Consider the following 22,749-nt stretch of genomic DNA (forward strand, 5'->3'; position numbering starts at 1 on the left):
GCGCCCGACATGGCGCGCCGCTCAACTTCAATCGGATAACCCCCGCATGCGCCTGTTGTTCCTGGTTCTGCTGGCCTTGGTTTGCCTGATCCAATACCCGCTTTGGCTGGGCAAGGGCGGGTGGTTCAAGGTTTGGGACCTGCAGAAACAGGTCGCGGCGCAGCGCACGGTGAACGAAGGGATGCGTGCGCGCAATGCGGCGTTGGACGCCGAAGTGCGCGACCTCCAGACCGGCACCGGCGCCCTGGAAGAACGGGCCCGCAGCGAGCTGGGCATGATGAAAGAAGGCGAGGTATTCGTACAGATCGTCCCGGCCGGCAGCAATCCCCCCGCCACGGCGCCCGCGTCCGACCGCGGCGCCCCCGGTACGGCTCCCGCGCCGGCCAACCGCCCTGCGCCCGCCCAGCAGCCGGCGCGCCGCTGAACGCGGCCGGAGGCCTCGGCGCGCAGCACAAAAGGACGCCGCATGCCGGATCGTCCGCCTGTTCCCCACCTGTGATAGCGCTGGCGCCGCCAGGCGGAGCGAGCATGTCCCGCAAAGCCTGGCGTGGCGGCTCCTGTGCCGCGCGCCGCCCGGGTTCCCCTTTGCCGCCGGCGCGCCATGGCGTCGCCGCGCCCAGCGCGCGGCGGGCCGATGGGCCGTGCCGTGCCGCCTGCCACCGCACCGGATGCGACTGCATGGGCAGGGCGATCTCCATCGAGATCGGCAGCATCCCGGCGCGAGCCGCCGGGCCACGGTCGCCGCGCATCGCCGCGAGCTGCCGCAATACGGCGCGCAACCCCGGCACGCCGGGGCGATACGCATAGCTCAGGCGCAGCCGCAACATATTCGCCTCGAAGATGGTCTGTCCCGAGCGCGGGCCGCGGCCGCCCGGCCATCCCATGCGGCGGCGCCGCAGGTGCTGCTCGCCCTGGTAGTCGTTGCTGATGGCGGGCAGGCCTGCCGCGCCAGCCACCCGCAGGGCCGTATCGGCGAAGTCCGCATAGGCGCCATCCGTGGGGGACAGGGCGTCGATGCGCCATGGGAAGGCGCCGGTCTCCTGCAGCATGTCCTGGAAGGTAGCCCGCATGCGGGCGCGCGGACTGCCGTGCCGGCCGGGCGGTTGAAACAGGGGCAGCAGGGCGGTTTCGAAGGCCTGTTCGATGGCAGTGGGCCGGCCGTGCGCGGTCGCGCCGGCCCGGGCGGCCTCCAGCAAGGCGAGATGCAGCATCTGCCGAACGAGGTGCCAGCGCGCGGCCTCAATGGCGAACAGCGCGCAGAACAACAGCGGCAGCGCGGTAACGATGAAGCTGGCCATGGCTGCGCCGCGCTGGCGGGCAATGGGATGCGGAAGGCAAGGCATGCCGCCAGTCTGCGGTGCCGCGCGTCATGCGTCGATTGCGACATCTACGCGTGACGCGCCCGACACAGGATTGCCTGTAGGGCGCGTCCGCTTCGCCGCGTCCGGGCAGCGCGTGCCGACGTCGCCGCTCGTCGCGCGTCGGGCCGATCTTCAGTGAACCGTGGGCGGGTCCTGCTCCGGCACCGCTTTCGAGTCCGTGAACAAACCGGCACAATCCACCGCGTCGAAGAGATACGGCTTGCCGCAGAAGTCGCAAGCCACTTCGACCTGGCCGCGCTCGGCCAGGATGTCCTCGATTTCCGCTCGCCCCAGCATGCGCAGCATATCGGCCACCTTGCCGCGGTTGCATGGGCAATGCCAACGGACCCCGGCCGGCTCGAAAGTCAGCAGGGTCTCTTCCCAGTACAGCCGATGGACCAGCGTATCGATGTCCGTGGCCAGCAGCTCGTCCGGCTTCAATGTCTGCGCCAGCTGGACCGCGCGGTTCCACGTTTCTTCCGCGGCTTCCGGCGTTTGCGCCACGCCGCCCTGGCCCGGCATCCGTTGCAGCAGCATGCCGGCCGCCTGGCTTTCGTCGGCGGCGAGCCACAAGCGGGTTTCCAGCTGCTCCGACTGCTGCATGTAATGGCCCAGCGCGTCGGCGACGGTTTCACCCACAATGGGAACGATGCCCTGGTAGGGCTGCTGGCCGGGGATCTTGCGCTGCGGATCCAGGACGACGATGAAACGGCCGTTTCCGCCCGGGTTCATCAGGCTTTGCATGGTGCCGGTATCCGGTACCGCGTGATCCTGGCGCAGCTTGACGGTGGCGCGCAGGCTGAGATCCGCCCGGCATTCCACCACCAACAGGGCAATGGGCCCATCGCCCTGGATTTGCATGACGAGCGAGCCGTCGAACTTCAGGTTGGCGGCCAGCAGCGTGGAGGCGGCGATCAGTTCGCCCAGCAGCCGCTTGATCGCGACGGGGTAGTCATGGTTGACCTGGGCGGAACGCCAGGTATCCTGCAGCCGTACCGCCTGCACCCGCACGGTACGATCCTCGAACAGGTATTTCTTCAGAAGATCAGTCATGCCTCGAATGTTAGCCGATACGGCCCGCGCTGCCGGACCGTATCGGCCATCATCCGGGCCGGCGAGGCTATGGCTGAGCAGACCCTGTCAGGCGATCCGCTTGAGCACGCGCTTGTATTCCTGTCCCCGATCGACATAGCCCTGCGTATTGCGGTGCATCTGGTCGATTTCTTCCGGCGTCAGTTCGCGTACGACCTTGCCGATGCCGATGACCAGGCTGTTGTCCGGGATGACACGGCCTTCCGGGATGAGGGCACCGGCGCCTATCAGGCAATTGCGGCCCACCACGGCGTCGTTCAGCACGATGGCCTGGATGCCCACCAGCGCGCCCTCGCGTATCGTGCAGCCATGCAGCATGGCCTGATGGCCCACCGTGACACGCGGTTCGACGATCAGGCCGTGGCCCTTGTCGACGTGCAGGACAGAGGATTCCTGGATATTGCTGCCGCGGCGGATGACGATGGGCGCGTTGTCGCCGCGTATCGTTACCTGCGGCCAGATGCTGACTTCCGCTTCCAGGGTGACGTCGCCGATGATGTCGGCGCTGTCGGCGATATAGGCGCTGGCGTCGATGCGCGGCGCGACGCCGTCGAGTTCGTAAATGGCCATGGCCCGGTTCTCCGTTGCATCAGGCGCGCTGGTCGCCGCGCGCCTTTTCCGCTTTTTCCTCTTCCCGCTGCCGCAGTATCCGCCGCTGGACCTTGCCCGTGGTCGTCATGGGCAATTCTTCGAGGAACTCGATTTCCTTCGGGTATTCATAAGGCGCCAGGCGTTCGCGCACGTGGTCTTGCAGGGCCTGCACGATGCCTTCCGTCGCCTGCCCGGCGAACTCCGGCGTCAGCACGACGTAGGCCTTGACCAGCGCGCCCCGCTCCGGGTCGGGCTTGGGGACGACAGCCGCATTGGCCACCGCGGGATGCCCCAGCAGGCAGCTTTCGATTTCGCCCGGCCCGATGCGATAGCCCGCGGATTTGAAGACATCGTCGCTGCGGCCGGCGTACCAGAGGTAGCCGTCTTCGTCCATGCGGGCAAGGTCGCCTGTGCGGCACCAGTCGCCCGAGAATTTGGCCGCGGTCGCGACGGGGTTGCGCCAATACTGCAGGAAAAGAATCGGGTCCGGATGACCGTGGATGTCGTAGCGGTTCAGCGCGATTTCGCCGATTTCCCCTGTTTTGACCGGCTGCCCCTGCTCGTCGATGACGGCTACCCGGTGCCCCGGGTAGGGCCGGCCCATGCTGCCCGGCTTGGCGGGCCAGCGTGCCTGGCTATTGCCGACCAGGTAGTTCATCTCGGTCTGGCCGAACATTTCGTTCGGCGTGATGCCCAGTGCCGACTGGCACCAGCCGAACACCGTTTCGCCGACGCTTTCGCCCGCGCTCATGAGCGCGCGCAGCACCAGCTTGTAACGTTCGCGCGGCGCGGGGACCGCTTTCATCATCGCTTTCAGGGCGGTCGGGAACAGGAAGGTATTGGTGACCTGATAGCGTTCCAGCAGCTCGAAGGCGCGTTCGGGAGAAAAACGCCCGCGCGTTCCGACGATGGGGTGGCCGAAATACAGCGTGGGCAGCAGCGCATCCATCATGCCGCCCGTCCAGGCCCAGTCCGCGGGCGACCAGAAAACATCGCCCTGCTTGGGGAACCAATCCTGCGAGGCGACGAAACCGGGCAGGTTGCCGATCAGCACCGAATGGGGCAGCAGCGCACCCTTGGGCGCGCCCGTGGTCCCGGAGGTGTAAAGCAGGATGGCGGGGTCGGTCGCCAGCGTATTGATCCGCTTGAAGTCCGCCGATTGCCGCGCGAGCAGGCTGCGCCAGGGCAGCACGCGTTCGTCGGCGAAGCCTATGCCGATGATCTGTTGCAGCGCCGGGCATTGCTCGGCGATGGACAGCAGATTGGCGCTGGAGGCGGCGTCCACCACAGCCACCCGCGCCTCCGAATCACGCAGGCGCGATTCGAGGGCCTCGGGACCGAACAGGCCGGACAGGGGCACGATGACCGCGCCCACGCTGTAGGTCGCCATATGGACCACGACGGTCTCTGGCCGTTGTCCCAAAACAACAGCCACGCGGTCGCCCTTGCCCACACCCATGCGCAACAGGCCATTGGCCAGCTGGTTCACAGCTTCGGCCAGGCGGCCGTATGTCCAGACCTCTCTATTGCCCGCTTCGTCTTCGTAATAAATGGCAATGCGCCGCGCGTCGAGACCGCTTTCGGCCCAACGGTGGCAGCACACCTCGGCGATGTTGAACTGGGTCGGTACTAGCCAGCGGAATGAGTCGTAAAGCGCCTGGTATTGATCGTTCATGGCCCTGTTATGAGCGGTTACAACGATGGAACTCGTCGGCAGTGCTTTTGGGGCCGGATTGCCCCAGACGCAAGCATGACCTAGCGAGCCACTATCTGCAACATTGGCGTGTTGCCCCTACTCATGTCTAGGGTTTTCACGGATGTTCCGCGGGCGTTCCTGGCCCTACGGGTGCCTGCCCTGACGGCGCAGGGCCGACGGCAGGGCAGGCAGGGAGACCGGGCGCGGCGCGCGCGCGGGAGGCGCGCCGGCGACCCGCTCGGCAAGCACGGCCGCCCAATCCACCAGCTGCAGGCGGCCGCTATGGTCTTCGGCCAGTGCCGACAGGCTTTCCACCCAATCGCCGTCGTTGCAGTAGAGGACGCCATCGATGTCGCGCATTTCCGGCTTATGGATGTGGCCGCAGACGACACCATCCAGGCCGCGCCGGCGGGCCTCGCCGGCCAGTGCATGCTCGAAATCCGTGATGAAGGCGACGGCGTTCTTGACCTTGTGCTTCAGGTACTGGGACAAGGACCAGTAGTGCAAGCCCATGCGGTGCCGCATGCGGTTGAAATAATGATTCAGCCAGAGCGCGAACTGGTACAGCGTATCGCCCAGGTGTGCCAGCCATTTGCTGTGCTGGATCACGCCGTCGAATTGGTCGCCGTGCAGCACCAGCAGCCTGCGGCCGTCGGCGGTGTGGTGGACATCCTCATCGACGATCTCGATGTCGCCGAACGCGTAGCCGATGAATTCGCGGGCGAATTCGTCATGATTTCCCGGTACGAATACCACCCGGGTGCCCTCCCGCGCCTTGCGCAGGATGCGCTGCACGATGTCGTTATGCGCGCGTGGCCAGTGCCAGTGCTTGCGCAATTGCCAGCCATCCACGATGTCGCCGACCAGGTACAGCGTCTCGGCTTCGTTGTGGTCCAGGAAATCGAGCAGGAATTCGGCCTTGCACCCCGTCGTGCCGAGATGCAAGTCGGAAATCCACACGGTGCGCCAATGCGTCGGCCGAATCTCGTCCACATATCCCTCGGGTCGCGCTGTCATGTCGGCATGAGATCACTGCGCGATGACGCGGATGTGAAATTGGCATGGCGGTTTTATGACACGCCGGGCGCCCGACGCGAGCAGCCTTCACCAGGCCGCGGCACAGGCCTGGCGCCGCAGATCCGCCGCAGCCTCCAGCATGCCAGACCCATGCCTTTGCACCGCCTTGATCGAGCCGAAGTAGAAAGGATGCGTCGAGTCCGCTTCCACCGCGACGCCCGACGCTTCGAGCAGTGCAAGCGCGCCGTCGGAGAATCCCGGCTCGCACATGACCTGGCCGTCCCGCCCGATGCTCCAGCGCGGCAGGTCGATGGCAAGGGAAAGGGGCGCGCGGTCGACCAGGACATTCGAGATGCATTGCACCCCGGTCGTCGTCTGGCTGATGCCGCCCGGCGACACGGCAAACAGCTCGGGCGCGCCATCCCGGAACACGATATAGGGATTCAATGTATGTACCGGCCGCTTGCCGGGGGCCAGCACATTGAAGTGCCGGCGATCGGTGCTGAACTCTCCGAGCCGGTTGTTCATCAGCACGCCCGTGACGGGATCGACGCACCCGCTACCAAAGGGCTGGAACACGCTTTGCAACATGACCAGGCCGTTGCCGGACCCGTCCGCCAGCACGATGCCGGCGGTGTCTCCCGGTTCCGCGCCGGCGTCCGGGAAGCGGGGTGATTCCGAACCGTCGTCGTGCCATGGCCAGCGCGCCGCGGGATCCGCGACGCGGTCGCGCAGTCCTGGCAGGCAGGCGCGCGCATTCATGACCTGCGCATACAGCCGCCGTTCCCGCGGAACGTCCAGGCGCCATTGCAAGCGGGACAGTTGTGCGAGCATCAGCACGCCCACCGAGTTCGGCGGCATGACGGCAACCCGCCGTCGGCCATAGTCCTGGTGGACGGGCTCCGTCCAATCCGCCGCGATGCGCTTAAGGTCCTCGGGGCGCAACAGGCCGCCGGTTTCCGCGGCGAAGCGGCACAAGGCGTCGGCCACTGGTCCTTCGTAGAACCCGTCTTCCCCATGCGCCGCGATGCGTTGCAGCGTTGCGGCCACGGCAATCTGCCGCCATGGCGTTCCTGCCTGGCGGTCCTGTCCATCGACTTGGAATGCCTGCGCAAAGCCCGGCTGTTTACGAACCTGCGTGGTGGCAAGCGCAAGATTCCGGCGGATTTCGCTGGAGAACGCCGCGCCGTCGGCGGCCAGTTCGATGGCGTCGTGGAACAGCGTGTTCCAGGGCAGCCGTCCGTGCCGGCGATGTGCCTGTGCCCATAAGCGGACCAGGCCGGGAACCACCCAGCTGCGCGGGCCGCGTGCGTCGACTGCCCCGCCGAACAAGGCGGGGTCGGCGCTTCCCGGCGCGATACCGGATCCGTTGAGCGCATGGGTTTGTCCGCCGGCGGCGTCGTGCAGGAGCATCATGCCGCAGCCGCCCAGCGACGTCGCATGCGGCAGGACCACGGTCAATACCGCCGAGGCGGCGATCATCGCGTCCACCAAGGCGCCGCCCCGCTCCAGTTGTATGCAGGCGGCACGGGTTGCCAGATGATGGCCCGTGGCAACGCTATGGCGATGCCCGTAAAGAGCGGCGCGCGCGCCGGACGGGCCGCTCATCGCAGGTAGCTTCCCAGGAAGGTTCCGGCGAAGCAGCCCAGGCCGCACGCCAGCGGCAGCCACCATGCGAGTGGGGATCCACGGGCCGTGGTGCCGGGCTCCGGCGTGCCGGCTGCCCATCCCCGCCCCGTGGCGCCGGGGGCTTCCGCGCGGGCCGTCCGCGTCGCCGCGATGGGCTCGGCGGGGGAGGCCAGGCGCTTCTGCACGTTCTGGAAAAAGCGCTCCGAGAACTTGCGCGCCGCGTGGTCGATCAGCCGGCTTCCCAGTTGCGCCAGCTTGCCATTGATGGTGGTCTCGGCGGAATACGTGAGCAGCGTGCCGCCCGGCATATCGCTCAGTTCGATGCGGATGCGGCCCGCGGCCGAACCGGCCATCCCGCCATTGCCTTCGCCAACGAGTACGTAGGATTGCATCGCGGTTTCGACCTCACGGCGGAAGGTGACGTCGAATGTCGCCCGCACCGGGCCGACCGCGCTGACGAGCGTGGCGGCGTAGCGGTCCGCGTCGATGGCCTGCAGCGTTTTGCAGTCGGGGATCGTCGCGCGCAGGAAGTCGGCGTCGCCCAGTGCCTGCCAGACGGCGGTGCGGTCCGCCGCCAGCGTCTTGCTACCGTCGATCAGCATGGCCGTACCTCGTGTCGATCTCGATGCCCGCCAGGCTCAGGCCGCGGTCGGCGATGCGCATGCGGTCGTTCAGCGAGCGAAAGCGCCCGAAACTCCATACCACCAGCGGGCGGGCGAAATCGAGCACGGTAGGCCATTGGCGCGTGAAAGCGTCATAGCGGCAGGACCAGGCCTGGGTTCGATCGCTGATGAAGCGCACGCGTTGCTCCCAGCTTCGCAGCGCGGCGGGGATGTCGGTCGCGTCGCGCACCAGCGTGGCCAGCGCCAGCGCGTTCATCAGCGTCAGGCCGGCGCCCTGGCCCAGGGTCGGCGGCAGGCCATGCGCCGCGTCGCCCAGGATGGCGACGTTGCCCACCGCCCAACGCGGGCAGCTGACCACGCCATAGGGATACTGGGTCGCCGGCGCGGCCGCCAGCATCTCGAACAACGGGCGCAGCAAGGGAAAGCGCCGCGACCAGTCGGCCACGTCCAGCGGCAGCCGCGCCGCGCGCGTATCGGCCGCGGGCGCCACCATGTAGACATAGGTATGGAGCGGTCCGGCCGGCGTTACGCCGATGCGGCGGTTACCCGACCAATGTTCGACCGTTTGCAGTTCGGGCGTGAACTGGCGCGATTCGATCAAAAAACGGTCTATCAGCGTCGGCAGTTCGCTGAAGCCGCCGCCGATACCCAGGGATGCACGCACCGCGGAATGGACGCCGTCCGCGGCGATAACGAGATCGGCGGGATAGCTCCCTTCCTTCGTGTGCAGCCTGCCGTCGCGCGCGCCGGTGACGCGGCTGCCCGTCAGGATTTGCACCCCGCTGTCCAGGGCAACGTCGCGCAGCCCTTCTATCAATGTCTGGCGCGCGAAGGTGTGCACGCGCGATGCGCCGGTCAGCTGCCGCTCCTGCTTTACCCGGCCGTCGGCGAAGCGGATCTGCGCGCGGTCCAGCCTGGTGCCGTGGGCTTCGATGCGGCGCATGACGCCCAGGTGCTCCAGGACTTCCAGGCTGTTGTTCTTGATGTAGATCCCGGCGCCGATCTCGCGGATGTCGTCGCCCTGTTCGTGGACGCGGACGCGCCAGCCCTGACGGGCCAGCAAGGCGCCGGCGGCCAGGCCGCCGATTCCGCCGCCGGCAATTTCTGCGGTACGTGTCATGCTGTCCTCACTCGATCTCGACGACCATTTCCAGCTCGATGGGCATGTTGAATGGCAATGCCGCGAACCCGACCGCGCAGCGGGCATGGATGCCTGCGGCACCGAATACGGCGGTCAGGATGTCCGACGCACCGTCGATGACTTCCGGCTGGCGGAAGAAATCCGGCGTCGACGCGACCATGCCGAACAGACGCACCACTCGCTTGACTCGCGACAGCTCACCGATTTCGGCCTTCAGCGATGTCAGCGCGCTGATCACCGCGTTGCGGGCCCCCATCTTGCCTTCTTCGATGGAAATTTCCGCGCCCAGCTTGCCCTTGTGCGTCTGCTCCGCTCCCTTGAACGTGCCGTGGCCCGCGACGAACACCAGATTGCCTGTCGTGACGGCGCCGGCATAGTTGCCCACCGGTTGCCGCCGCTCCGGCAATACGATGCCAAGTTCGGCCAGGCGGGCTTCCGGGGTCGTGCCTTTGAGTGAGTTGAAGGTTTCGATGGACATGGCAAGTTCCTAAGGGTTGGAGGATGCGGTGCGTTCGCGCAGCAGGCGCAATTGCGTGGCGGCCCCGGAGGTCAGCAACGCATGGATGGAAAATTCATCGCGTAGCCGGTCCGGATTCATCTCCAGCAAGGCTGCGCGTTCGTCGGCGGCAAGGGCATAGGCATCGCACCATGCCTGCGGATCGGCCAGGTAGCGTTGCGCACTGTCCGGGTCGCTGCGCAGCCGGTAAAGCGCTTCGACCAGGGCGACTCGTCGCGGCGGCAGCGCGGGGTAGATCAAGGGGGCCGCCGGCTCGTCCTCGGTCAGGTCCCAGGCCAGCACGCTATAGGTGTGGTGCCAGGAAGGTTCGAAAGTGGCCAGGAAGGGCTTGCGATTGCCGATGGCGCCGGCGGCGATCAGCGGCTCCCGCAGTTCCAGGTTGCCTGTGCGGTCCAGCGCGGCCTCGTCCAGCGCGAGCAGGCCGGTGAGGTTGCCGGCGCGCATCTGCTCGTACAGCCCCGTGTCGGTCTCGACATCGGGATTCGGGTAATGCACGGTCCCGGGATAGTGCGACAGACCGCCGCTGGCGATCAGCACGGCGCGGCGTCCCATGCGCGTTACGGCGCGTGCCAGCGCCTGTCCGAACGCATGGCAGCGCAGGGGCGAAGGCTGCGGCGGCACGTAGGCATTCACGAAGATGGGCGTCATCGGAATGCCGCGATCGAAGCCCATGAACGCGTAGGGGATGGTAAAAGCCGTCGGCAGTTTGGCCGACAATGTGTAGGCCAGATCGAAACCTTCCTCTTCCATGCGGCGCACCAGTCCATAGCCCATGGAGGGATCGAGCGTCCAGTCCCCGCGGTGCTTGTGCATGCCGTCGGCGGTCGCCGCGGCATGCACGCAGAACGCGGGCACGGAATGGGTCACGAAGTGGTCGCCATGATCGTTGGACACCACGATGATGCAGTCGGGCTGCAGCGCGCGCAGCCGTTCGCCCGCCTGCGCCATCGCGGCTCTGACGCGTTCGATCCGATCCGGGTCTTCGGTGTCCGGCCGGGACAGGAATTGGGGCGCGTGCGGCACGCAGGCCACGCCGACGATACCGGCTCGCGGGGTTGGGCTCATGTCGATTCCTCTATGGTGGTCTGGATCGCGGCGACGATGCCCTGGTAGCCCGTGCAGCGGCAGATGTTGCCGCACAGCTGTTCGCGGATGCCGGCGGGGCAGGTCGCCTGGCCGCGCGACACCATGTCGTGGGCCGTGATCAGCATGCCCGGCGTGCAGAAGCCGCATTGCAGGCCGTGATGGCGGTGCATGGCGTCGCGCAGGCGGTGCGACAGGGGATCGGTCAGTCCCTCCGCGGTGGTGATGGTGCTGTTCGCGCAGGCGGCGGCCAGGATCAGGCAGGCGCGCGCCACTTCGCCGTCGACGATGACATTGCAGGCGCCGCAAACGCCGTGTTCGCATCCCAGGTGCACGGAGGTCGTGCCGGCCTGTTCGCGCAGGGCGTCCGCCAGGCTGGCGTTGGGCTCGACGGTCAGCGTCGCGGCGCTGCCGTTCACCGTCAGGTCCACGCTTATCCGGATATCAGTCATGGCGAGGCTCCCGCGCCTGGTCGATGGCGCGTATCAGGTTCACGGCATGGCGGTAGCGGGCCACGGCCGGTTCGTCGGGGAGCAGGCCGGCGATCTCCCGCCCGGCCTGGTCCCACAGCGCGCCGGGGTCGGCGCAGCCCGCCTGGAGCAAGGCCGCGCACCCCGGCAGCGGGCGCGGGCCGGCGCTGGGCGCGGCGATCCAGCACGACCAGTGCCCCGACGCGCGGCGCAATGCCACCGCCGAGGCGGTGGCATATTCACCGGCCCGGTGCATCAGCTTGGCGCGCCCCCACGCGGTCAGGCACGCGTTGTCCGCGTCCAGGATGATGTCCGTCAGCACTTCGTCGATCTCGATGTCGGTGGCGAGCGGCCCCTGAATGAACGCACTCAATGGCGCTTCACGCCCTCCGCGCAGGCTGCGCAATCGGACGCGCGCATCCAGCGCGGATAGCAGCAGGGGCCAGTCCCCCGCGGGATCGGCATGGACCAGGCTGCCGCCGACGGTCCCTCGTGTGCGCACCGCGGGAAAGGCGATCTGCGCCGCGTGCGCGGCGAGCAGCGCCGCCGCCGGCGTGTCCGCCGGGGCGCGAGCGAGGTCGGCGTGGGTCGTCATGGCGCCGATGGACAGGCCGGCATCCTGCGCTCGGGTTCCTCGCAGCGCGGGCACGCGTTTCAGGTCGATCAGTACCATCGGGCGCGCCAATCCGTAGCGCATCGTGGGCAGCAGGCTCTGGCCTCCGGCCAGCACCTTCGCGTCGCTGCCCGCGGCGGCCAGCATTTCCAGCAGCCCGTCCAATGTGTCGGGCGCGCGGTATTCGAAGTCCGGCAGTTTCACGGTTTCTCTCCCGCCGCGAGCCACTGCGCGAGCAGGTAATCGGGTTCGATGGGCGTACGGTCCACCGCCACGTCCCGTTCGCGCAGCGCCGCGCGTATCGCGTTGGCTATGGCGGCGGGCGGCGGCACCGAACCGCCTTCTCCCATTCCCTTGACGCCGAAGGCCGAGAACGGCGATGGCGTGCACAGATGGATGATTTCGATGCGGGGCACTTCCAGGGCGCTGGGTACGAGGTAATCGCCGAACGTCACCGTCTGAGGCTGGCCGTCGGCGTTGTAGCGCATGGCCTCGTACAGGGCCTGTCCGATGCCCTGCGCGACACCGCCGATCACCTGGCCGTCGGCGATCAGCGGATTGACCACCGTGCCGCAATCCTCCACGACCAGGTAGTCCAGGATCCTGGCAAAGCCCGTGTCGATATCGACTTCGACGCGCGCGGCGTGGACCGCGTAGGAAAACGTGCCCGTTTCCACGGTGGGCCGGTAGAAGGTTTGCAGCGACATGCCGGGCTCGATGTCCTTGGGCAGCTTGTGTATCTGTACGGTGGAGATGCGGGCGATCTCCGCCAGCGTCAGGCTGCCGTGCGCGCCGTGCAGGGCGCCGTCGCGCAATTGCAGTGCGCCCGGCGCGTCGCCCAGATTGGCCGATGCAATTCGCCGTGCCTTGTCGATGAGCGCGGCGCAGGCCTGGGCGACCGCACCGCCGCCCATGACGATGGACCGCGATGCCACCGTTCCCATGCCGTATGGGGCGGCCGCGGTGTCACCCTGGCGTACCCGGATATCGGCGAGCGCGACGGCGGTGATCTGCGCCGCGATCTGGGCATAGCTGGTGGCATGACCCTGTCCATGGGCCAGCGTACCGACGTCGATCTCCAGCGTACCGTCGCCGTTCAGGCTGACGCGGGCGGCTTCATGTCCATAGACGGTCGGCGAACCGCGGCGGAACCATTCCTCCGACCCATGGCCGGCCTGTTCCACCAGCACGGCGTAGCCCGTGCCGATGCGCGTGCGGGCATACGCCGGGCGGCTGTCCGTCCAGTTCGCCCGCACATGGGCCGCCGCCTCGTCGACCGCTTGGCGGTAATCGCCGGAATCGTAGGCCAGGCCGGTCGCCGTGACGTATGGCATCTTCATGGATGGAATCAGATTGCGCCGGCGTACGTCCACCGGGTCCATGTCCAGGATATGCGCCACTTCGTCGACGATGCGCTCCATGGCGAAACAACCGCCGGGACGGCCGACGCCGCGATACGGGCCGACCGGGCTTTTGTTCGTGTAGATGCTGATCGCCTGGTAGCGGTAGTTCCGGATATCGTAGGGACCGAGCATGACGTTGGCCGCCATATTGGCCTCGATCGCGCCCGTCGACGTCTTGGCGCAATAGGCGCCGCCGTCCACGATGAAGGTCGCGTCGATCGCGTGGATGCGGCCGCTCTCGTCGAAATAGGCTGCGATGTCCTGATCGTGCTGGCGGCTATGGTTGCTGGCGACGAAATGTTCGTAGCGGTCCTCTATCCACCGCACCGGGCGGTCCAGCTCCATGGCCAGGGCGGTCAGTAGCACTTCTTCGGGATACAGGTTGCTTTTGGCGCCGAAGCCGCCGCCCACGTCAGGCACGATGACGCGCAGATCGCTCTCCCGCAGGCCCGGGATCTGCTGCGCGATGAAGCTGCGTATCAGATGCGGGCGCTGTGTCGATAGATGGACGTGCAGCGCGCCGCTCGCCTTGTCGCGTTGGGCCAGGCAGCCGCGGCCCTCCAGCGGGCTGGCGAGCACCCTTTCCATGGTGAAGCGCCGGCAAACCCGGCGCAGCCCCGCATCGCCCCGCGCGGTCGCCGCTTCGATCGCATCGAAGTCGCCGATCGTGCGCGCGGCCCGCATGATCAAATTGGAGTCCAGGTTTCCATGCAACGGAACGCCGGGCTTTTCCCATTCCGTCCGCGCGTCCAGGACGGGCGGAAGCGTTTCGATATCCAGCGCGATGGCTTCCGCCCAGCGCTCCGCCTGGGCGCGGGTGGGCGCCATGACCAGCGCCACCGGCTCGCCGACGAAGCGCACCTTGTCCGTTGCCAACAGCGGATAAGGCGCACCGTGAAAGCCCTCCCGCAGCAGTTCCGCCTTGATGGGCAACGCCCGTCCTTCGAAGTGCCGCGCCAGCCGCACGTTTTGCGGCGGGACATCTTCGCCGATCCGCACGCCCTTGAGCACGCCGTGCGCCACGGGACTGCGAACGAAGGCGATTTCCAGGCAGTCGCGCACGGCGATGTCGGCAATGAATGCCGCGGCGCCGGCCAGGTGGCGCGCGTCTTCCCTGCGTGGGACGCGGGCGCCGATCAGCCCCTGCGTCATGCCGGCATCGCGCACGGGCGCGTCTACGCTATCCATGACGTCATTGATCCACGGTGATGTTGCCCGCCTTGATGATGGCGATCCACTTCTGGCTGTCGGCCTTCATGCGGTCGGCCAGTTGCTGCGGGGTGCCGCCGGTAGGCACCAGGCCGAGGTCGAGCAGCCTTTTCTGGATATCCGGCCTGCCCAGGATGCGATTGACGGAGGCATTCAATTGCTGGACGACGGCGTCCGGCGTGGCGGCCGGGGCCAGCAGGACGAACCAGCTGGCCATGTCGGTATCGGGCACGCCGAAATCCTTCATCGGGGGCACTTCGGGCAGGGTGGGAAAGCGTTTCGGCCCGGCGATGGCAAGGATGCGGACCCGCCCGTTGCTGACCTGGGGCAGGGCGGGCGCGAGGTTTTCGAAGGAATAGTCGACCTCGCCGGACGCGAGCGCGACGACTTCCGGCCCGCTTCCCTTGTAGGGGATATGGACGCCTTTCAGATGTTCGACCTGGTTGAGCCACTCGCCCGCCAGATGCAGGGTGCTGGCCGTGCCGGCGGAACCGAATGACAACTTGTTGTTGTCCGATCGCTGGTGCGCAATCGTAAGAAACTCCGGCACCGTCTTCGCGGGCATGGTGGGGCCCACGATGAGGAAAGCGGGAACGTCGACCAGGCCGACAACGGGCCGCAGCGAGCGTTCGGCGTCGTAGTTCAGGTTCCTGTAGAGGTAGGCGTTGTTGACGACCGACGTCGTGGCCAGAAGCAGCGTATGGCCATCTGCAGGCGCGTTGATCACGAAGCGCGTCGCGATCTGGGTGCTGGCGCCCGGTTTGTTTTCGACGATGAATGCCTGGTGGTATTCATCGTTCAGCTGCTGCGCGATCAGCCGCGCGACGATATCGGAAGCTCCCCCCGCGGCGAAGGGCACGACGAGTGTGACGGGACGGTCCGGGTAGGCCGCGCTGGCGGTCCCAAGCCCGCAGGCCAGGATGCCTGCCGCACAGCCCGCGCGCACCCTGCGCTGGAGCCAGCCGGCTCCGCCGGCATTGAAGATTCTGAACATTATTCACCCCTTGAAGTATACGTTTATCAATTAAAGTATACGAGATGACAGAATAATATCTGAGCGTGCTAGCATGTCAAGCACAATCTGGCTCGACTCGGGCCGCGATAAACGGAACATCCATGGCAACCATTGCTGAGGGCCCCAGGTCTTCAACCGCAGGCGGGGAGGCGCGCGCGGCCCGTCTGCCGAACGTGTACGAAGCTTTGTTCGAGCAGATCGTGACGGGCAAGCTGCGCGCGGGGGAACGGCTGCTGATCGATGAGCTTGCCGAACGATTCGGCGTCAGCAAAATCCCGGTGCGGGAAGCATTGAAGGCGCTCGAAGCAAAGGGTTGGGTAGAGTCGGCGCCCCGGCGGGGCACCTATGTGCGGCGTCTGTCGATGGCCGAGCTCCATGAACTTTTCGAGTTGCGCCAGATCATCGAGCCGGAGATCACCGCCATGGCAGCCCACCGGCGCCGCGCCGCCCACCTTCAGCAACTGCTGGCGCTGGTAGAGGAGGGCGAGCGGGCGGTAGAGCGCAACGACTTCGTCAGCAGCTCCCGCATCAACTCCCAATTCCATACGGTGATCGCGCAGGCGGCCGACAATGCGCTGGCTTTCTCGGTGATTCAGGAGCTGGAACTGCGGCTCTGCCGGTATTTCTTCGTGGCGGAGTGGGAAGAGCGCAAGGAATCCATGCGTCAGCACCAGCGCCTGTACGAAGCGATCCTCGCGCAGAATGCCGATGAGGCGCGTCGTCTGACCATCGCGCATCTGCGGCATACCGAGGCGATGGCGACGCGCTCGATTTCCGCGCAACGCACGCCGGAGCTCGCGGAATAGGCGCGGTCCCCGAACGGGGAGTGAGCGCGGCCTTGCAAGGATCCGGAAGGGCGGGTGCGGGGCGCCGAAAGGCGGCCAGGGGAAGGCCGCTTGCGCCGCGCTTCAGGCGCCGAGGGCGCCCTTGCGTGCCGCCTTGGCCGTGTGGGGCACGGACACCAGCCGGGTGCCGGCCCAGCGGTCATGCAGGAACTGGCCTTCGGGATCCAGCCACGACCCGACGAAAACGGCGAACGGCGCGGCCACGATGAACATCAGCGTGGCTGGCCAGTGCGTCACTGATTCGATACCCCAGACCGCCAGCGCCGCGATCATCGGCAGGATCCAGGCGAAGCCATAGCGCCACACCAGCCGTGCCAAGGACGCCGGGGTTCCGTCCCGACCCACCAGCCGGATATTCCAGGTCTTCATGGGCAGCGTCTGGCCCGAGCGGGCCCAGCAAACGACGAAATAGCAGCCGATGGCAAGAAAAAGCCATACCTGGCGGGCCGTACGCAGCATCAGGCCGCTGCGGCTTTGGGTCAGGGTGTCGAACAGATAATCGGCCAGGAAGACCACGCCGAAGAGCAGGACAGCCTCGTACATCATGCAGGCGAAACGGCGCAGGCGCGGCGGCGTGGGCAGGACGGGCGGATTGTTCATAGCCGCGTATTATCCGACAGATTTGCCCCCGTCCGACGGGGAAGATGGCCCTGCGCCACGCCTGCGCGCGGTTCTGCCGATCGCATCGGCGATCGCGCCCAATTGCCTTCCGAACGCGGCCGGATCGTAGGCGCGCCTCAGTTCTTCCAAAACCAGGATTCGGTGGGCTTCCTCGTTGAATGGATAGCCAGGACTTGCGATGCGCCGGGCAAACGCAAGGCTATGCTCCAGGAATCCTGCTTCATCCTTGGAGGGGTGAGGCGCGCGTGTCGTCAGCATCGCCATGATGTCTGTCGCGGCCGGGGGAAGATTCGGATTCCCGGTGCTGGACATGATGGACGTCAGCGACAATATCCGTTCGGGATATTCACTGGACATCAATTGGGCGATCATGCCCCCCATCGACCTGCCAACGACGTGTGCACGGTCGATTTCCAGGCTATCGAGCAACCCAATGGCATCCGCCGCCATGTCGTGCAGCGTGTAAGGCACGTCCGGCGTTCGACCTGCCGCGATCGCATTGGCCAATGCCGAAAAATCCGGTGGCGGAACGTGTGTGAAATACGTCGAGCGACCTGCATCGCGGTTGTCGAACCGGATGACGCGAAAACCTTTAGCCGCCAGGCGATCGCAGAATGGCGTTGTCCACCGGATCATCTGAGCGCCAAGGCCCGAGATCAACAGAATGACCTCAACGTTTTCATCGCCGAAACTGTCATAGCCTATGGTGATGCCGTTTGCTTCTACGGATTTCATCAGTCTATTCCCTTATGGAATTCGGCCCCATCGAGCTGCGTGACGGGAAGAAGGCGTGAGTCTTCGACTGCAGCCGTCCGGTGTCCCATTCCGGCGAGGTACTCTTGGTTGTCCGCGAAAGCGAGGAATGATTGGGCACTGCTTTGGCGGACCATCATGAGCAGATCCCACCGTTCGTGTTCGGGCCCGATCAAGAGGGGGCCTCCGGCACCGAGAAATAGAAGTTCACCGCCGCTTGCGCGCAGCAAGGGAAGCGTGTGGCGGATGTAGCGATCAAACGCTTCGGCACCGCTGATCGGCGTCTTTGCCGCCAGCTCCGGATTGCGGGAATAATCGGCAATTTCGCGAAAGCGCAACAGGTTCATCATGACGATGCTGCCCTGCATTCCCCGCAGGACAAACGCGCGTCCCGATTCCTGCGTCGGCTCCAGGAAACGCGGAAGGGGAGTGGCCATTTTTGATTTCTCGTGTCAGTGTCGAAACGCCGGTCGCATGTCGAAGACCTACATGGGGCGGGCCGCATCGCTTGCGTGCGCCCTCATGACGGTCGGCATTCGGTTGCGGAGCTCCCGCAGTCGTGTTGGGACCTGAAGCACCCTTCATAGAGCGGCGTCGTCAAATAATACCCGGGTGAAAATAATCCGTCAATAATACCCGGGTATAAAAAGCCGGCCGTTGCACCTTGCAGTGACGTGCTCTCGCAGGCGTCAGCCGGGCCCGGCGAAGTTCCAGGCCGCGAGGGCAAAAAAAAGCCCGCCACGAGGGCGGGTTTTAAAAGGGGCTTATGCAGCCCCCAAGGGGAACTTAAGCTTTGCAGGGCGCTGGAGCCTCTTGAGGCTGCTTCAGGCGCGGACTGCTTCGCCGCTGTGGCGGCCGGCCGGGTCCCGGAAGGAGCGGCCGAGCTTGCTGATCAGTTTGCCCAGGGCCCGGAGGGGACGGGGGCGGAATTGTTCTTCAATGGCCTGGCGCATCAGTTGGCGTTCCAGTTCATCAGTCAGGCGGAGCGGTTCACGTTCGTTCACGATAATATCCTGGGTACTAAAAGCAAGCGCCGCGTTCCGTCAGATGGGGTCACTTCATTTCGCGCGCTCTAGGGATAACCCGAATTTTAGGGGTTAACCCTAGATAATGCAAGTCGCGGAAAAGCAACAGTTTGGGTCCCGGCGACGTCGCCGCAGCAGAGCAGCTGAAAACGGGGCCGCATAACGCGAGCCAAGCTCTACAATCCGCGCATGGACACCCCCGCCTTTGCTCCCGTTCCGGCCTGGCGTATCGACCCTGTTGGCGATCGCTGCCTTCTCATTACGCTGGGCGACCGGGTGAACGCGGAGGTTAACTGCGCGGTGCTGGCGTTGGCGGCGCATTTGCTGGCCGAACCCCTCGAGGGTGTGATCGACGTGGTGCCGGCATTTACGACCGTGGCCCTGCATTACCTGCCGCAAGCCTATGCGGGACGCGACACGACACCCTTTGCGTGCCTGGAAGCGGAGCTGCGCGGGCGGTTCAGCCGCGGCATACCCGACGTCGCGGCGGAGTCCCGGCTGGTGGAGATTCCCGCCTGTTACGGTGGAACGTACGGACCCGACCTCGACGAGGTCGCCCGGCGCTGCGGCCTGACGACGCAGGAGGTCATCGACCTGCACGGCGCCTCGCCCCTCGTGGTGTACACCTTCTTTTTCGCGCCCGGCACGCCTTTCGCCGGCGGCCTGGACCCGCGCCTGGCGGTGCCGCGGCGGGCCACCCCTCGTACCGAGGTGCCGGCGGGTTCCGTGGCGATCGCCAACGGCCTGTCGATGATCTACCAATTGGCGATGCCGGGGGGCTGGAACCTGATCGGACGCACACCCTGGAGCCTGTTCGATCTGGCGCAGGATCCGCCGGTGCGGCTGCGCCTGGGGGATCGCCTTCATTTCGTGCCGATCTCCGCCGCCGAATTCGACCGTCTTTATGAGGCGAGGCGATGATACGGGTCCTCAAGCCGGGCGCGCTGTCCCAACTCCAGGACCTGGGCCGTTATGGGCACCAGCGATACGGCGTGCCGGTAAATGGCGTCATGGATGAATGGTCGCACCGCGTCGCCAACATTCTGGTCGGCAACCCGGAATCCTTCGCCACGCTGGAATGCACGTTGACCGGCCCCACGCTGCGTTTCACGCGGGACCGCCTGATCGCGCTGTCGGGCGCCGATCTGCGCGCGCGCATCGACGATATTCCCGTTCCGCTGAACCAGCCATTGCTGGTGCGTGGCGGAACGACGCTCAGCTTCGGCGAGCGCCGCCGCGGCGCTCGCGTGTATCTGGCCGTGCGTGGGGGGTTCGACGTGCCGGCCGTCATGGACAGCCGCAGCACCTTCCTGCGCGGCGGCTACGGCGGGTTCCAGGGGCGGGCGCTGGCGCGGGATGACCGGTTGCCGCTGTGCGCGGCCGATGCCGGCTATCCGGCGGCGACCCGCCTGCTGGTGCAGTGCGGGCTGCCCTGGATAAGCGCGGGCCAGTTCGACATACCCGTGGCCGGTAGCGCGCCTGATGCGCTGCGTGCGATGCCCGGCCCTCAATGGGAGCGTTTCACCGACGCCACCCGCGCCGCCTTCCTGGAGCAGTCGTTCGAGATCGACCACCGCTCGGATCGCATGGGATACCGCTTGAGCGGCGCCCGCCTGGCGCTCGCGGAACCCTTGGAAATGGTGTCCGAGGCAGTTGCCTTCGGCACCGTCCAGGTCCCGCCGGACGGCAGCCCTATCGTGCTGATGGCCGACCGCCAGAGTGCTGGCGGCTATCCCAAGATCGCCTATGTCGCCAGCGTCGACCTGCCCCTGCTGGCGCAGGCGGTGCCCGGCGATCGCATTCGTTTCGCGACGATTACGCTGGAACAGGCGCAAACCTTGTATCTGGAGCGCGAAGCGTCGTTGGCGGGGCTGCGCGGACAGGTCGAGCGGGCGATGGCGCCGGTGTTGGCCGAAACGGACCCTGACTGCGATTGAGAGCCCTGTTGCCAGGGTGCTTGCAGCGTTGACGAGGGCAGATCGCGGCGCCGATAAACGATAGCGCCGCCTTGGCGGCCTATGGGGACAAGCCGTATCGGGTTCTACAATTTCGTCCGGCAGGATGCATGCGGGGTTATTCGTCTTTCCCGTCGTTCGTCTCGTCCATGTCGGAAGGCGCATGCGCGTCGTCCGCATCCCCACCATCATGCGCGGCGTTGCGGTCTGCCGGTTTGTCGCGGTAGCTTTTGCTGACGACCTCGAAGCCGAACAGGCGGCAGTCCAGGGGCCCGTTGTGCAGCGGAATACGGCGCAGCGGCTTCAGGCGCATCTTCTGCGGCAGCGTCATGTCGCTGGAAATGGCATGCACCTGCCAGCCCGCGAATTCCCGTTTGAGGCAGGCCGCCCACTCGCGCCACAGGGTCTCATCCTGGCCTGCCGGCATCCGTTCGCCGTAAGGCGGATTGGTGACGATCCAGCCCTGGTGCGCGGGCGCATGCAGGGTACGGGCGTCGCCGATTTCGAATTGGATGGCGTTTTCGGTCAGCCATGCGCGTTCGGCGTTGCGGCGCGCATGCTCGATCGCGGCGGGATCGACGTCGTAGCCGAACAGGGGCGTATCCAGCGTGGGCTGGATATGCGCGCGCGCGTCGTCTTTCATGTCGTGCCAGCGGCGCTCGTCGTGGTCGCGCAGGCGTTCGAAGGAAAAGGGTCGCGCGATGCCCGGCGGCACGCCCAGCGCGATCCATGCGGCTTCGATCAGGATGGTGCCGCTGCCGCAGAAAGGATCCAGCAGGGGCGCGGCGGGATCCCAGCCGGCCAGCGCCAGCATGCCCGCCGCCAGATTCTCGCGCAGCGGCGCTTCGCCTTTGTCCAGGCGCCATCCGCGCTTGAACAGCGATTCGCCACTGGTATCGAGATACAGGGTCGCGGTATCGGCGGTCAGGAAAGCGTGCACGCGTGCGTCGGGGCGCACCGTATCGATATCGGGCCGCGCGCCTTCGCGGTCCAACAGGCGGTCGCAGATGCCGTCTTTGACGCGCAGATTGCAGTACTGCAGGCTGCGCATGGGACTCTTGATCGCCGAGGTGTCCACGCGCAGGCTTTGCTCGGCGCCAAACCAGCGTTCCCAGGGCGTGGCGTATGCCAGGTCCAGCAGATCGTTCTCGTCCTGCACCGGCCCCTGCGCCACCTGTACGAGGATGCGCGCGGCCAGACGCGAGTAGAGGTTGGCGCGCTGCACGCCTTCCCAGTCGGCGCTGAAGTGCGCGCCTGCCCGGCCGGCGCGCGCGTCTTCGTAGCCCAACGCCTGCAGTTCGATGGTAAGTACTTCTTCCAGGCCTTGGGGGCAGGATGCGAAGACGTGGAACCGCTCTGCCTTGCGCGTGCCGGTATTGCGCGCACGCATGCGCGGCTGCTCCGGATGCGCCGCGAAACGCGGATCGCCATCGTGGCGGCCCCGTGGCGCTTCGGCGCGCTGGCGACGTGGCGGTGGGGAAGGTTCTTCCGCCCGCGACTTTTCCCGCTGCTTTTCCTGCAAGGCCACCAGCCTTGCCCGGGCGCCGCTGCGTGTGCGCGTTCCCGGCTTTGCGCCGGGCGCGCTGCCGGCGGGGCGCTTCGATAGCGTAAGCGTTTTGCGGGGGCGGTCGGAGTCGTCGGCGGACATGGAATAGGAAGATCTAGAAAGGCTTGACGACCACCAGCGCCACCACGATGAACAGCAGCAGCACCGAGATTTCGTTGAACCAGCGGTAGAAAGTATGGGGGCGCGTGTTGCGTCCCTGCTCGAACTTGCGCAGCATGACGCCACAGGCGTGATGGTAGCCGATGATCAAGAGCACGAAGAACAGCTTCGCATGCATCCAGCCGTTGCCCGGGCCCATGCCGATACCGTAGCCGATATAAAGCCAGAGCCCGAAAATGATCGCGATGACGGCCAGCAGGGTAGTGAAGCGGAACAGGCGCCGCGCCATGCCCAGCAGTACCGTGCGCACCGCGGGTTCGTCGTGCTGGGCCAGATTCACATAGATGCGCGGCAGATAAAACAGGCCCGCGAACCAGGCGGCGATAAACACGATGTGCAGGGTCTTGATCCAGAGCATGGGTTG

General features: G+C 66.4%; 24 protein-coding genes. 5 read left to right on the forward strand and 19 right to left on the reverse strand.

Annotation, left to right across the window (positions count from 1 at the left end; translation table 11 throughout):
- Positions 1 to 46 precede the first annotated feature (46 nt).
- Both ftsB and ACO1P8_RS14300 read left to right on the forward strand, forming a co-directional pair.
- Positions 47 to 424, forward strand: coding sequence for a cell division protein FtsB (gene ftsB, locus ACO1P8_RS14295; protein WP_486296554.1), 378 nt, complete (start codon positions 47 to 49; stop codon positions 422 to 424).
- A 244-nt stretch (positions 425 to 668) separates the two neighbouring features.
- Positions 669 to 1,397: a hypothetical protein gene (locus ACO1P8_RS14300; protein ID WP_486296555.1), complete on the forward strand. Its 729-nt coding sequence runs from the start codon at positions 669 to 671 to the stop codon at positions 1,395 to 1,397.
- 96 nt (positions 1,398 to 1,493) lie between these two features.
- On the opposite strand, the gene hslO is transcribed toward ACO1P8_RS14300, so the two are convergent.
- The 13 genes from hslO to ACO1P8_RS14365 all read right to left on the reverse strand — a co-directional run bounded on the left by hslO (position 1,494) and on the right by ACO1P8_RS14365 (position 15,439).
- Positions 1,494 to 2,414 (reverse strand): Hsp33 family molecular chaperone HslO, encoded by a 921-nt coding sequence (gene hslO / locus ACO1P8_RS14305; RefSeq protein ID WP_486296556.1) that lies wholly within the window; start codon positions 2,412 to 2,414, stop codon positions 1,494 to 1,496.
- An 87-nt stretch (positions 2,415 to 2,501) separates the two neighbouring features.
- Positions 2,502 to 3,023, reverse strand: coding sequence for a gamma carbonic anhydrase family protein (locus tag ACO1P8_RS14310; RefSeq protein ID WP_094841145.1), 522 nt, complete (start codon positions 3,021 to 3,023; stop codon positions 2,502 to 2,504).
- A 19-nt stretch (positions 3,024 to 3,042) separates the two neighbouring features.
- Positions 3,043 to 4,719 carry an acetate--CoA ligase gene (locus ACO1P8_RS14315; protein ID WP_486296557.1) on the reverse strand — a complete coding sequence of 559 codons (1,677 nt, stop codon included), beginning with the start codon at positions 4,717 to 4,719 and terminating at the stop codon, positions 3,043 to 3,045.
- A gap of 165 nt (positions 4,720 to 4,884) precedes the next feature.
- On the reverse strand, positions 4,885 to 5,757 hold the full coding sequence (locus tag ACO1P8_RS14320; RefSeq protein WP_486296558.1) for a UDP-2,3-diacylglucosamine diphosphatase: 873 nt from the start codon (positions 5,755 to 5,757) through the stop codon (positions 4,885 to 4,887).
- A gap of 87 nt (positions 5,758 to 5,844) precedes the next feature.
- Entirely contained in the window at positions 5,845 to 7,365 is a 1,521-nt protein-coding gene (locus ACO1P8_RS14325; protein WP_486296559.1) for a gamma-glutamyltransferase family protein, read from the reverse strand.
- The gene (locus tag ACO1P8_RS14330; protein ID WP_486296560.1) at positions 7,362 to 7,988 is read right to left on the reverse strand and encodes an SRPBCC family protein; all 627 of its coding nucleotides are present in this window, start codon (positions 7,986 to 7,988) and stop codon (positions 7,362 to 7,364) included. Before ACO1P8_RS14330 ends, ACO1P8_RS14325 begins: the two co-directional genes overlap by 4 nt.
- The gene (locus ACO1P8_RS14335; protein ID WP_486296561.1) at positions 7,972 to 9,129 is read right to left on the reverse strand and encodes an FAD-dependent oxidoreductase; all 1,158 of its coding nucleotides are present in this window, start codon (positions 9,127 to 9,129) and stop codon (positions 7,972 to 7,974) included. Before ACO1P8_RS14335 ends, ACO1P8_RS14330 begins: the two co-directional genes overlap by 17 nt.
- Positions 9,130 to 9,136: 7 nt before the next feature.
- Positions 9,137 to 9,628: a RidA family protein gene (locus ACO1P8_RS14340; RefSeq protein WP_486296562.1), complete on the reverse strand. Its 492-nt coding sequence runs from the start codon at positions 9,626 to 9,628 to the stop codon at positions 9,137 to 9,139.
- Between the two features lie 9 nt (positions 9,629 to 9,637).
- On the reverse strand, positions 9,638 to 10,732 hold the full coding sequence (locus ACO1P8_RS14345) for a DODA-type extradiol aromatic ring-opening family dioxygenase (RefSeq protein WP_486296563.1): 1,095 nt from the start codon (positions 10,730 to 10,732) through the stop codon (positions 9,638 to 9,640).
- Positions 10,729 to 11,202 carry a (2Fe-2S)-binding protein gene (locus ACO1P8_RS14350; protein WP_486296564.1) on the reverse strand — a complete coding sequence of 158 codons (474 nt, stop codon included), beginning with the start codon at positions 11,200 to 11,202 and terminating at the stop codon, positions 10,729 to 10,731. Before ACO1P8_RS14350 ends, ACO1P8_RS14345 begins: the two co-directional genes overlap by 4 nt.
- Complete coding sequence (locus ACO1P8_RS14355) at positions 11,195 to 12,037, reverse strand: FAD binding domain-containing protein (protein ID WP_486296565.1); 843 nt, start codon at positions 12,035 to 12,037, stop codon at positions 11,195 to 11,197. The genes ACO1P8_RS14350 and ACO1P8_RS14355 overlap by 8 nt, the downstream gene beginning before the upstream one ends.
- Complete coding sequence (locus tag ACO1P8_RS14360) at positions 12,034 to 14,424, reverse strand: xanthine dehydrogenase family protein molybdopterin-binding subunit (protein ID WP_486296566.1); 2,391 nt, start codon at positions 14,422 to 14,424, stop codon at positions 12,034 to 12,036. Before ACO1P8_RS14360 ends, ACO1P8_RS14355 begins: the two co-directional genes overlap by 4 nt.
- A 4-nt stretch (positions 14,425 to 14,428) precedes the next feature.
- On the reverse strand, positions 14,429 to 15,439 hold the full coding sequence (locus ACO1P8_RS14365; RefSeq protein ID WP_486296567.1) for a Bug family tripartite tricarboxylate transporter substrate binding protein: 1,011 nt from the start codon (positions 15,437 to 15,439) through the stop codon (positions 14,429 to 14,431).
- 122 nt (positions 15,440 to 15,561) lie between these two features.
- On the opposite strand from ACO1P8_RS14365, the gene ACO1P8_RS14370 reads away from it, so the two are divergent.
- Complete coding sequence (locus ACO1P8_RS14370; RefSeq protein ID WP_486296568.1) at positions 15,562 to 16,266, forward strand: GntR family transcriptional regulator; 705 nt, start codon at positions 15,562 to 15,564, stop codon at positions 16,264 to 16,266.
- Positions 16,267 to 16,368: 102 nt separating this feature from the next.
- Here ACO1P8_RS14370 and ACO1P8_RS14375 read toward each other — a convergent pair whose 3' ends face one another.
- The 4 genes from ACO1P8_RS14375 to ACO1P8_RS14390 all read right to left on the reverse strand — a co-directional run bounded on the left by ACO1P8_RS14375 (position 16,369) and on the right by ACO1P8_RS14390 (position 18,683).
- A complete protein-coding gene (locus ACO1P8_RS14375) occupies positions 16,369 to 16,905 on the reverse strand; it encodes an RDD family protein (RefSeq protein WP_486296569.1) in 537 nt (178 codons plus the stop codon).
- A gap of 9 nt (positions 16,906 to 16,914) precedes the next feature.
- The gene (locus ACO1P8_RS14380) at positions 16,915 to 17,661 is read right to left on the reverse strand and encodes an alpha/beta fold hydrolase (RefSeq protein WP_486296570.1); all 747 of its coding nucleotides are present in this window, start codon (positions 17,659 to 17,661) and stop codon (positions 16,915 to 16,917) included.
- The gene (locus ACO1P8_RS14385) at positions 17,661 to 18,116 is read right to left on the reverse strand and encodes a DUF1330 domain-containing protein (protein WP_486296571.1); all 456 of its coding nucleotides are present in this window, start codon (positions 18,114 to 18,116) and stop codon (positions 17,661 to 17,663) included. The genes ACO1P8_RS14380 and ACO1P8_RS14385 overlap by 1 nt, the downstream gene beginning before the upstream one ends.
- A 387-nt stretch (positions 18,117 to 18,503) precedes the next feature.
- On the reverse strand, positions 18,504 to 18,683 hold the full coding sequence (locus tag ACO1P8_RS14390) for a hypothetical protein (RefSeq protein ID WP_486296637.1): 180 nt from the start codon (positions 18,681 to 18,683) through the stop codon (positions 18,504 to 18,506).
- Positions 18,684 to 18,893: 210 nt separating this feature from the next.
- On the opposite strand from ACO1P8_RS14390, the gene pxpB reads away from it, so the two are divergent.
- Both pxpB and ACO1P8_RS14400 read left to right on the forward strand, forming a co-directional pair.
- Positions 18,894 to 19,625, forward strand: coding sequence for a 5-oxoprolinase subunit PxpB (pxpB, locus tag ACO1P8_RS14395; RefSeq protein ID WP_486296572.1), 732 nt, complete (start codon positions 18,894 to 18,896; stop codon positions 19,623 to 19,625).
- Positions 19,622 to 20,641 (forward strand): 5-oxoprolinase subunit C family protein, encoded by a 1,020-nt coding sequence (locus tag ACO1P8_RS14400; protein ID WP_486296573.1) that lies wholly within the window; start codon positions 19,622 to 19,624, stop codon positions 20,639 to 20,641. The genes pxpB and ACO1P8_RS14400 overlap by 4 nt, the downstream gene beginning before the upstream one ends.
- A 136-nt stretch (positions 20,642 to 20,777) precedes the next feature.
- Here the strand turns inward: ACO1P8_RS14400 and ACO1P8_RS14405 are convergent, their stop codons facing one another.
- The gene (locus tag ACO1P8_RS14405) at positions 20,778 to 22,307 is read right to left on the reverse strand and encodes a THUMP domain-containing class I SAM-dependent RNA methyltransferase (protein ID WP_486296574.1); all 1,530 of its coding nucleotides are present in this window, start codon (positions 22,305 to 22,307) and stop codon (positions 20,778 to 20,780) included.
- Between the two features lie 13 nt (positions 22,308 to 22,320).
- On the reverse strand, positions 22,321 to 22,743 hold the full coding sequence (locus tag ACO1P8_RS14410) for a CopD family protein (protein ID WP_486296575.1): 423 nt from the start codon (positions 22,741 to 22,743) through the stop codon (positions 22,321 to 22,323).
- Positions 22,744 to 22,749: the final 6 nt, after the last annotated feature.

It is taken from the genome of Bordetella sp., assembly GCF_057362025.1.

Coding starts and splice junctions, on each gene's coding strand:
- pxpB (WP_486296572.1), top strand. CDS start 18,894: ATGGACACCCCCGCCTTTGCTCCCGTTCCGGCCTGGCGTATCGACCCT.
- ACO1P8_RS14370 (WP_486296568.1), top strand. CDS start 15,562: ATGGCAACCATTGCTGAGGGCCCCAGGTCTTCAACCGCAGGCGGGGAG.
- ACO1P8_RS14380 (WP_486296570.1), bottom strand. CDS start 17,661: ATGAAATCCGTAGAAGCAAACGGCATCACCATAGGCTATGACAGTTTC.
- ACO1P8_RS14315 (WP_486296557.1), bottom strand. CDS start 4,719: ATGAACGATCAATACCAGGCGCTTTACGACTCATTCCGCTGGCTAGTA.
- ACO1P8_RS14360 (WP_486296566.1), bottom strand. CDS start 14,424: ATGGATAGCGTAGACGCGCCCGTGCGCGATGCCGGCATGACGCAGGGG.
- ACO1P8_RS14400 (WP_486296573.1), top strand. CDS start 19,622: ATGATACGGGTCCTCAAGCCGGGCGCGCTGTCCCAACTCCAGGACCTG.
- ACO1P8_RS14320 (WP_486296558.1), bottom strand. CDS start 5,757: ATGACAGCGCGACCCGAGGGATATGTGGACGAGATTCGGCCGACGCAT.
- ACO1P8_RS14375 (WP_486296569.1), bottom strand. CDS start 16,905: ATGAACAATCCGCCCGTCCTGCCCACGCCGCCGCGCCTGCGCCGTTTC.
- ACO1P8_RS14385 (WP_486296571.1), bottom strand. CDS start 18,116: ATGGCCACTCCCCTTCCGCGTTTCCTGGAGCCGACGCAGGAATCGGGA.
- ACO1P8_RS14310 (WP_094841145.1), bottom strand. CDS start 3,023: ATGGCCATTTACGAACTCGACGGCGTCGCGCCGCGCATCGACGCCAGC.
- ACO1P8_RS14335 (WP_486296561.1), bottom strand. CDS start 9,129: ATGACACGTACCGCAGAAATTGCCGGCGGCGGAATCGGCGGCCTGGCC.
- ACO1P8_RS14300 (WP_486296555.1), top strand. CDS start 669: ATGCGACTGCATGGGCAGGGCGATCTCCATCGAGATCGGCAGCATCCC.
- ACO1P8_RS14330 (WP_486296560.1), bottom strand. CDS start 7,988: ATGCTGATCGACGGTAGCAAGACGCTGGCGGCGGACCGCACCGCCGTC.
- ACO1P8_RS14410 (WP_486296575.1), bottom strand. CDS start 22,743: ATGCTCTGGATCAAGACCCTGCACATCGTGTTTATCGCCGCCTGGTTC.
- ACO1P8_RS14340 (WP_486296562.1), bottom strand. CDS start 9,628: ATGTCCATCGAAACCTTCAACTCACTCAAAGGCACGACCCCGGAAGCC.
- ACO1P8_RS14345 (WP_486296563.1), bottom strand. CDS start 10,732: ATGAGCCCAACCCCGCGAGCCGGTATCGTCGGCGTGGCCTGCGTGCCG.
- ACO1P8_RS14325 (WP_486296559.1), bottom strand. CDS start 7,365: ATGAGCGGCCCGTCCGGCGCGCGCGCCGCTCTTTACGGGCATCGCCAT.
- ACO1P8_RS14405 (WP_486296574.1), bottom strand. CDS start 22,307: ATGTCCGCCGACGACTCCGACCGCCCCCGCAAAACGCTTACGCTATCG.
- hslO (WP_486296556.1), bottom strand. CDS start 2,414: ATGACTGATCTTCTGAAGAAATACCTGTTCGAGGATCGTACCGTGCGG.
- ACO1P8_RS14365 (WP_486296567.1), bottom strand. CDS start 15,439: ATGTTCAGAATCTTCAATGCCGGCGGAGCCGGCTGGCTCCAGCGCAGG.
- ftsB (WP_486296554.1), top strand. CDS start 47: ATGCGCCTGTTGTTCCTGGTTCTGCTGGCCTTGGTTTGCCTGATCCAA.
- ACO1P8_RS14350 (WP_486296564.1), bottom strand. CDS start 11,202: ATGACTGATATCCGGATAAGCGTGGACCTGACGGTGAACGGCAGCGCC.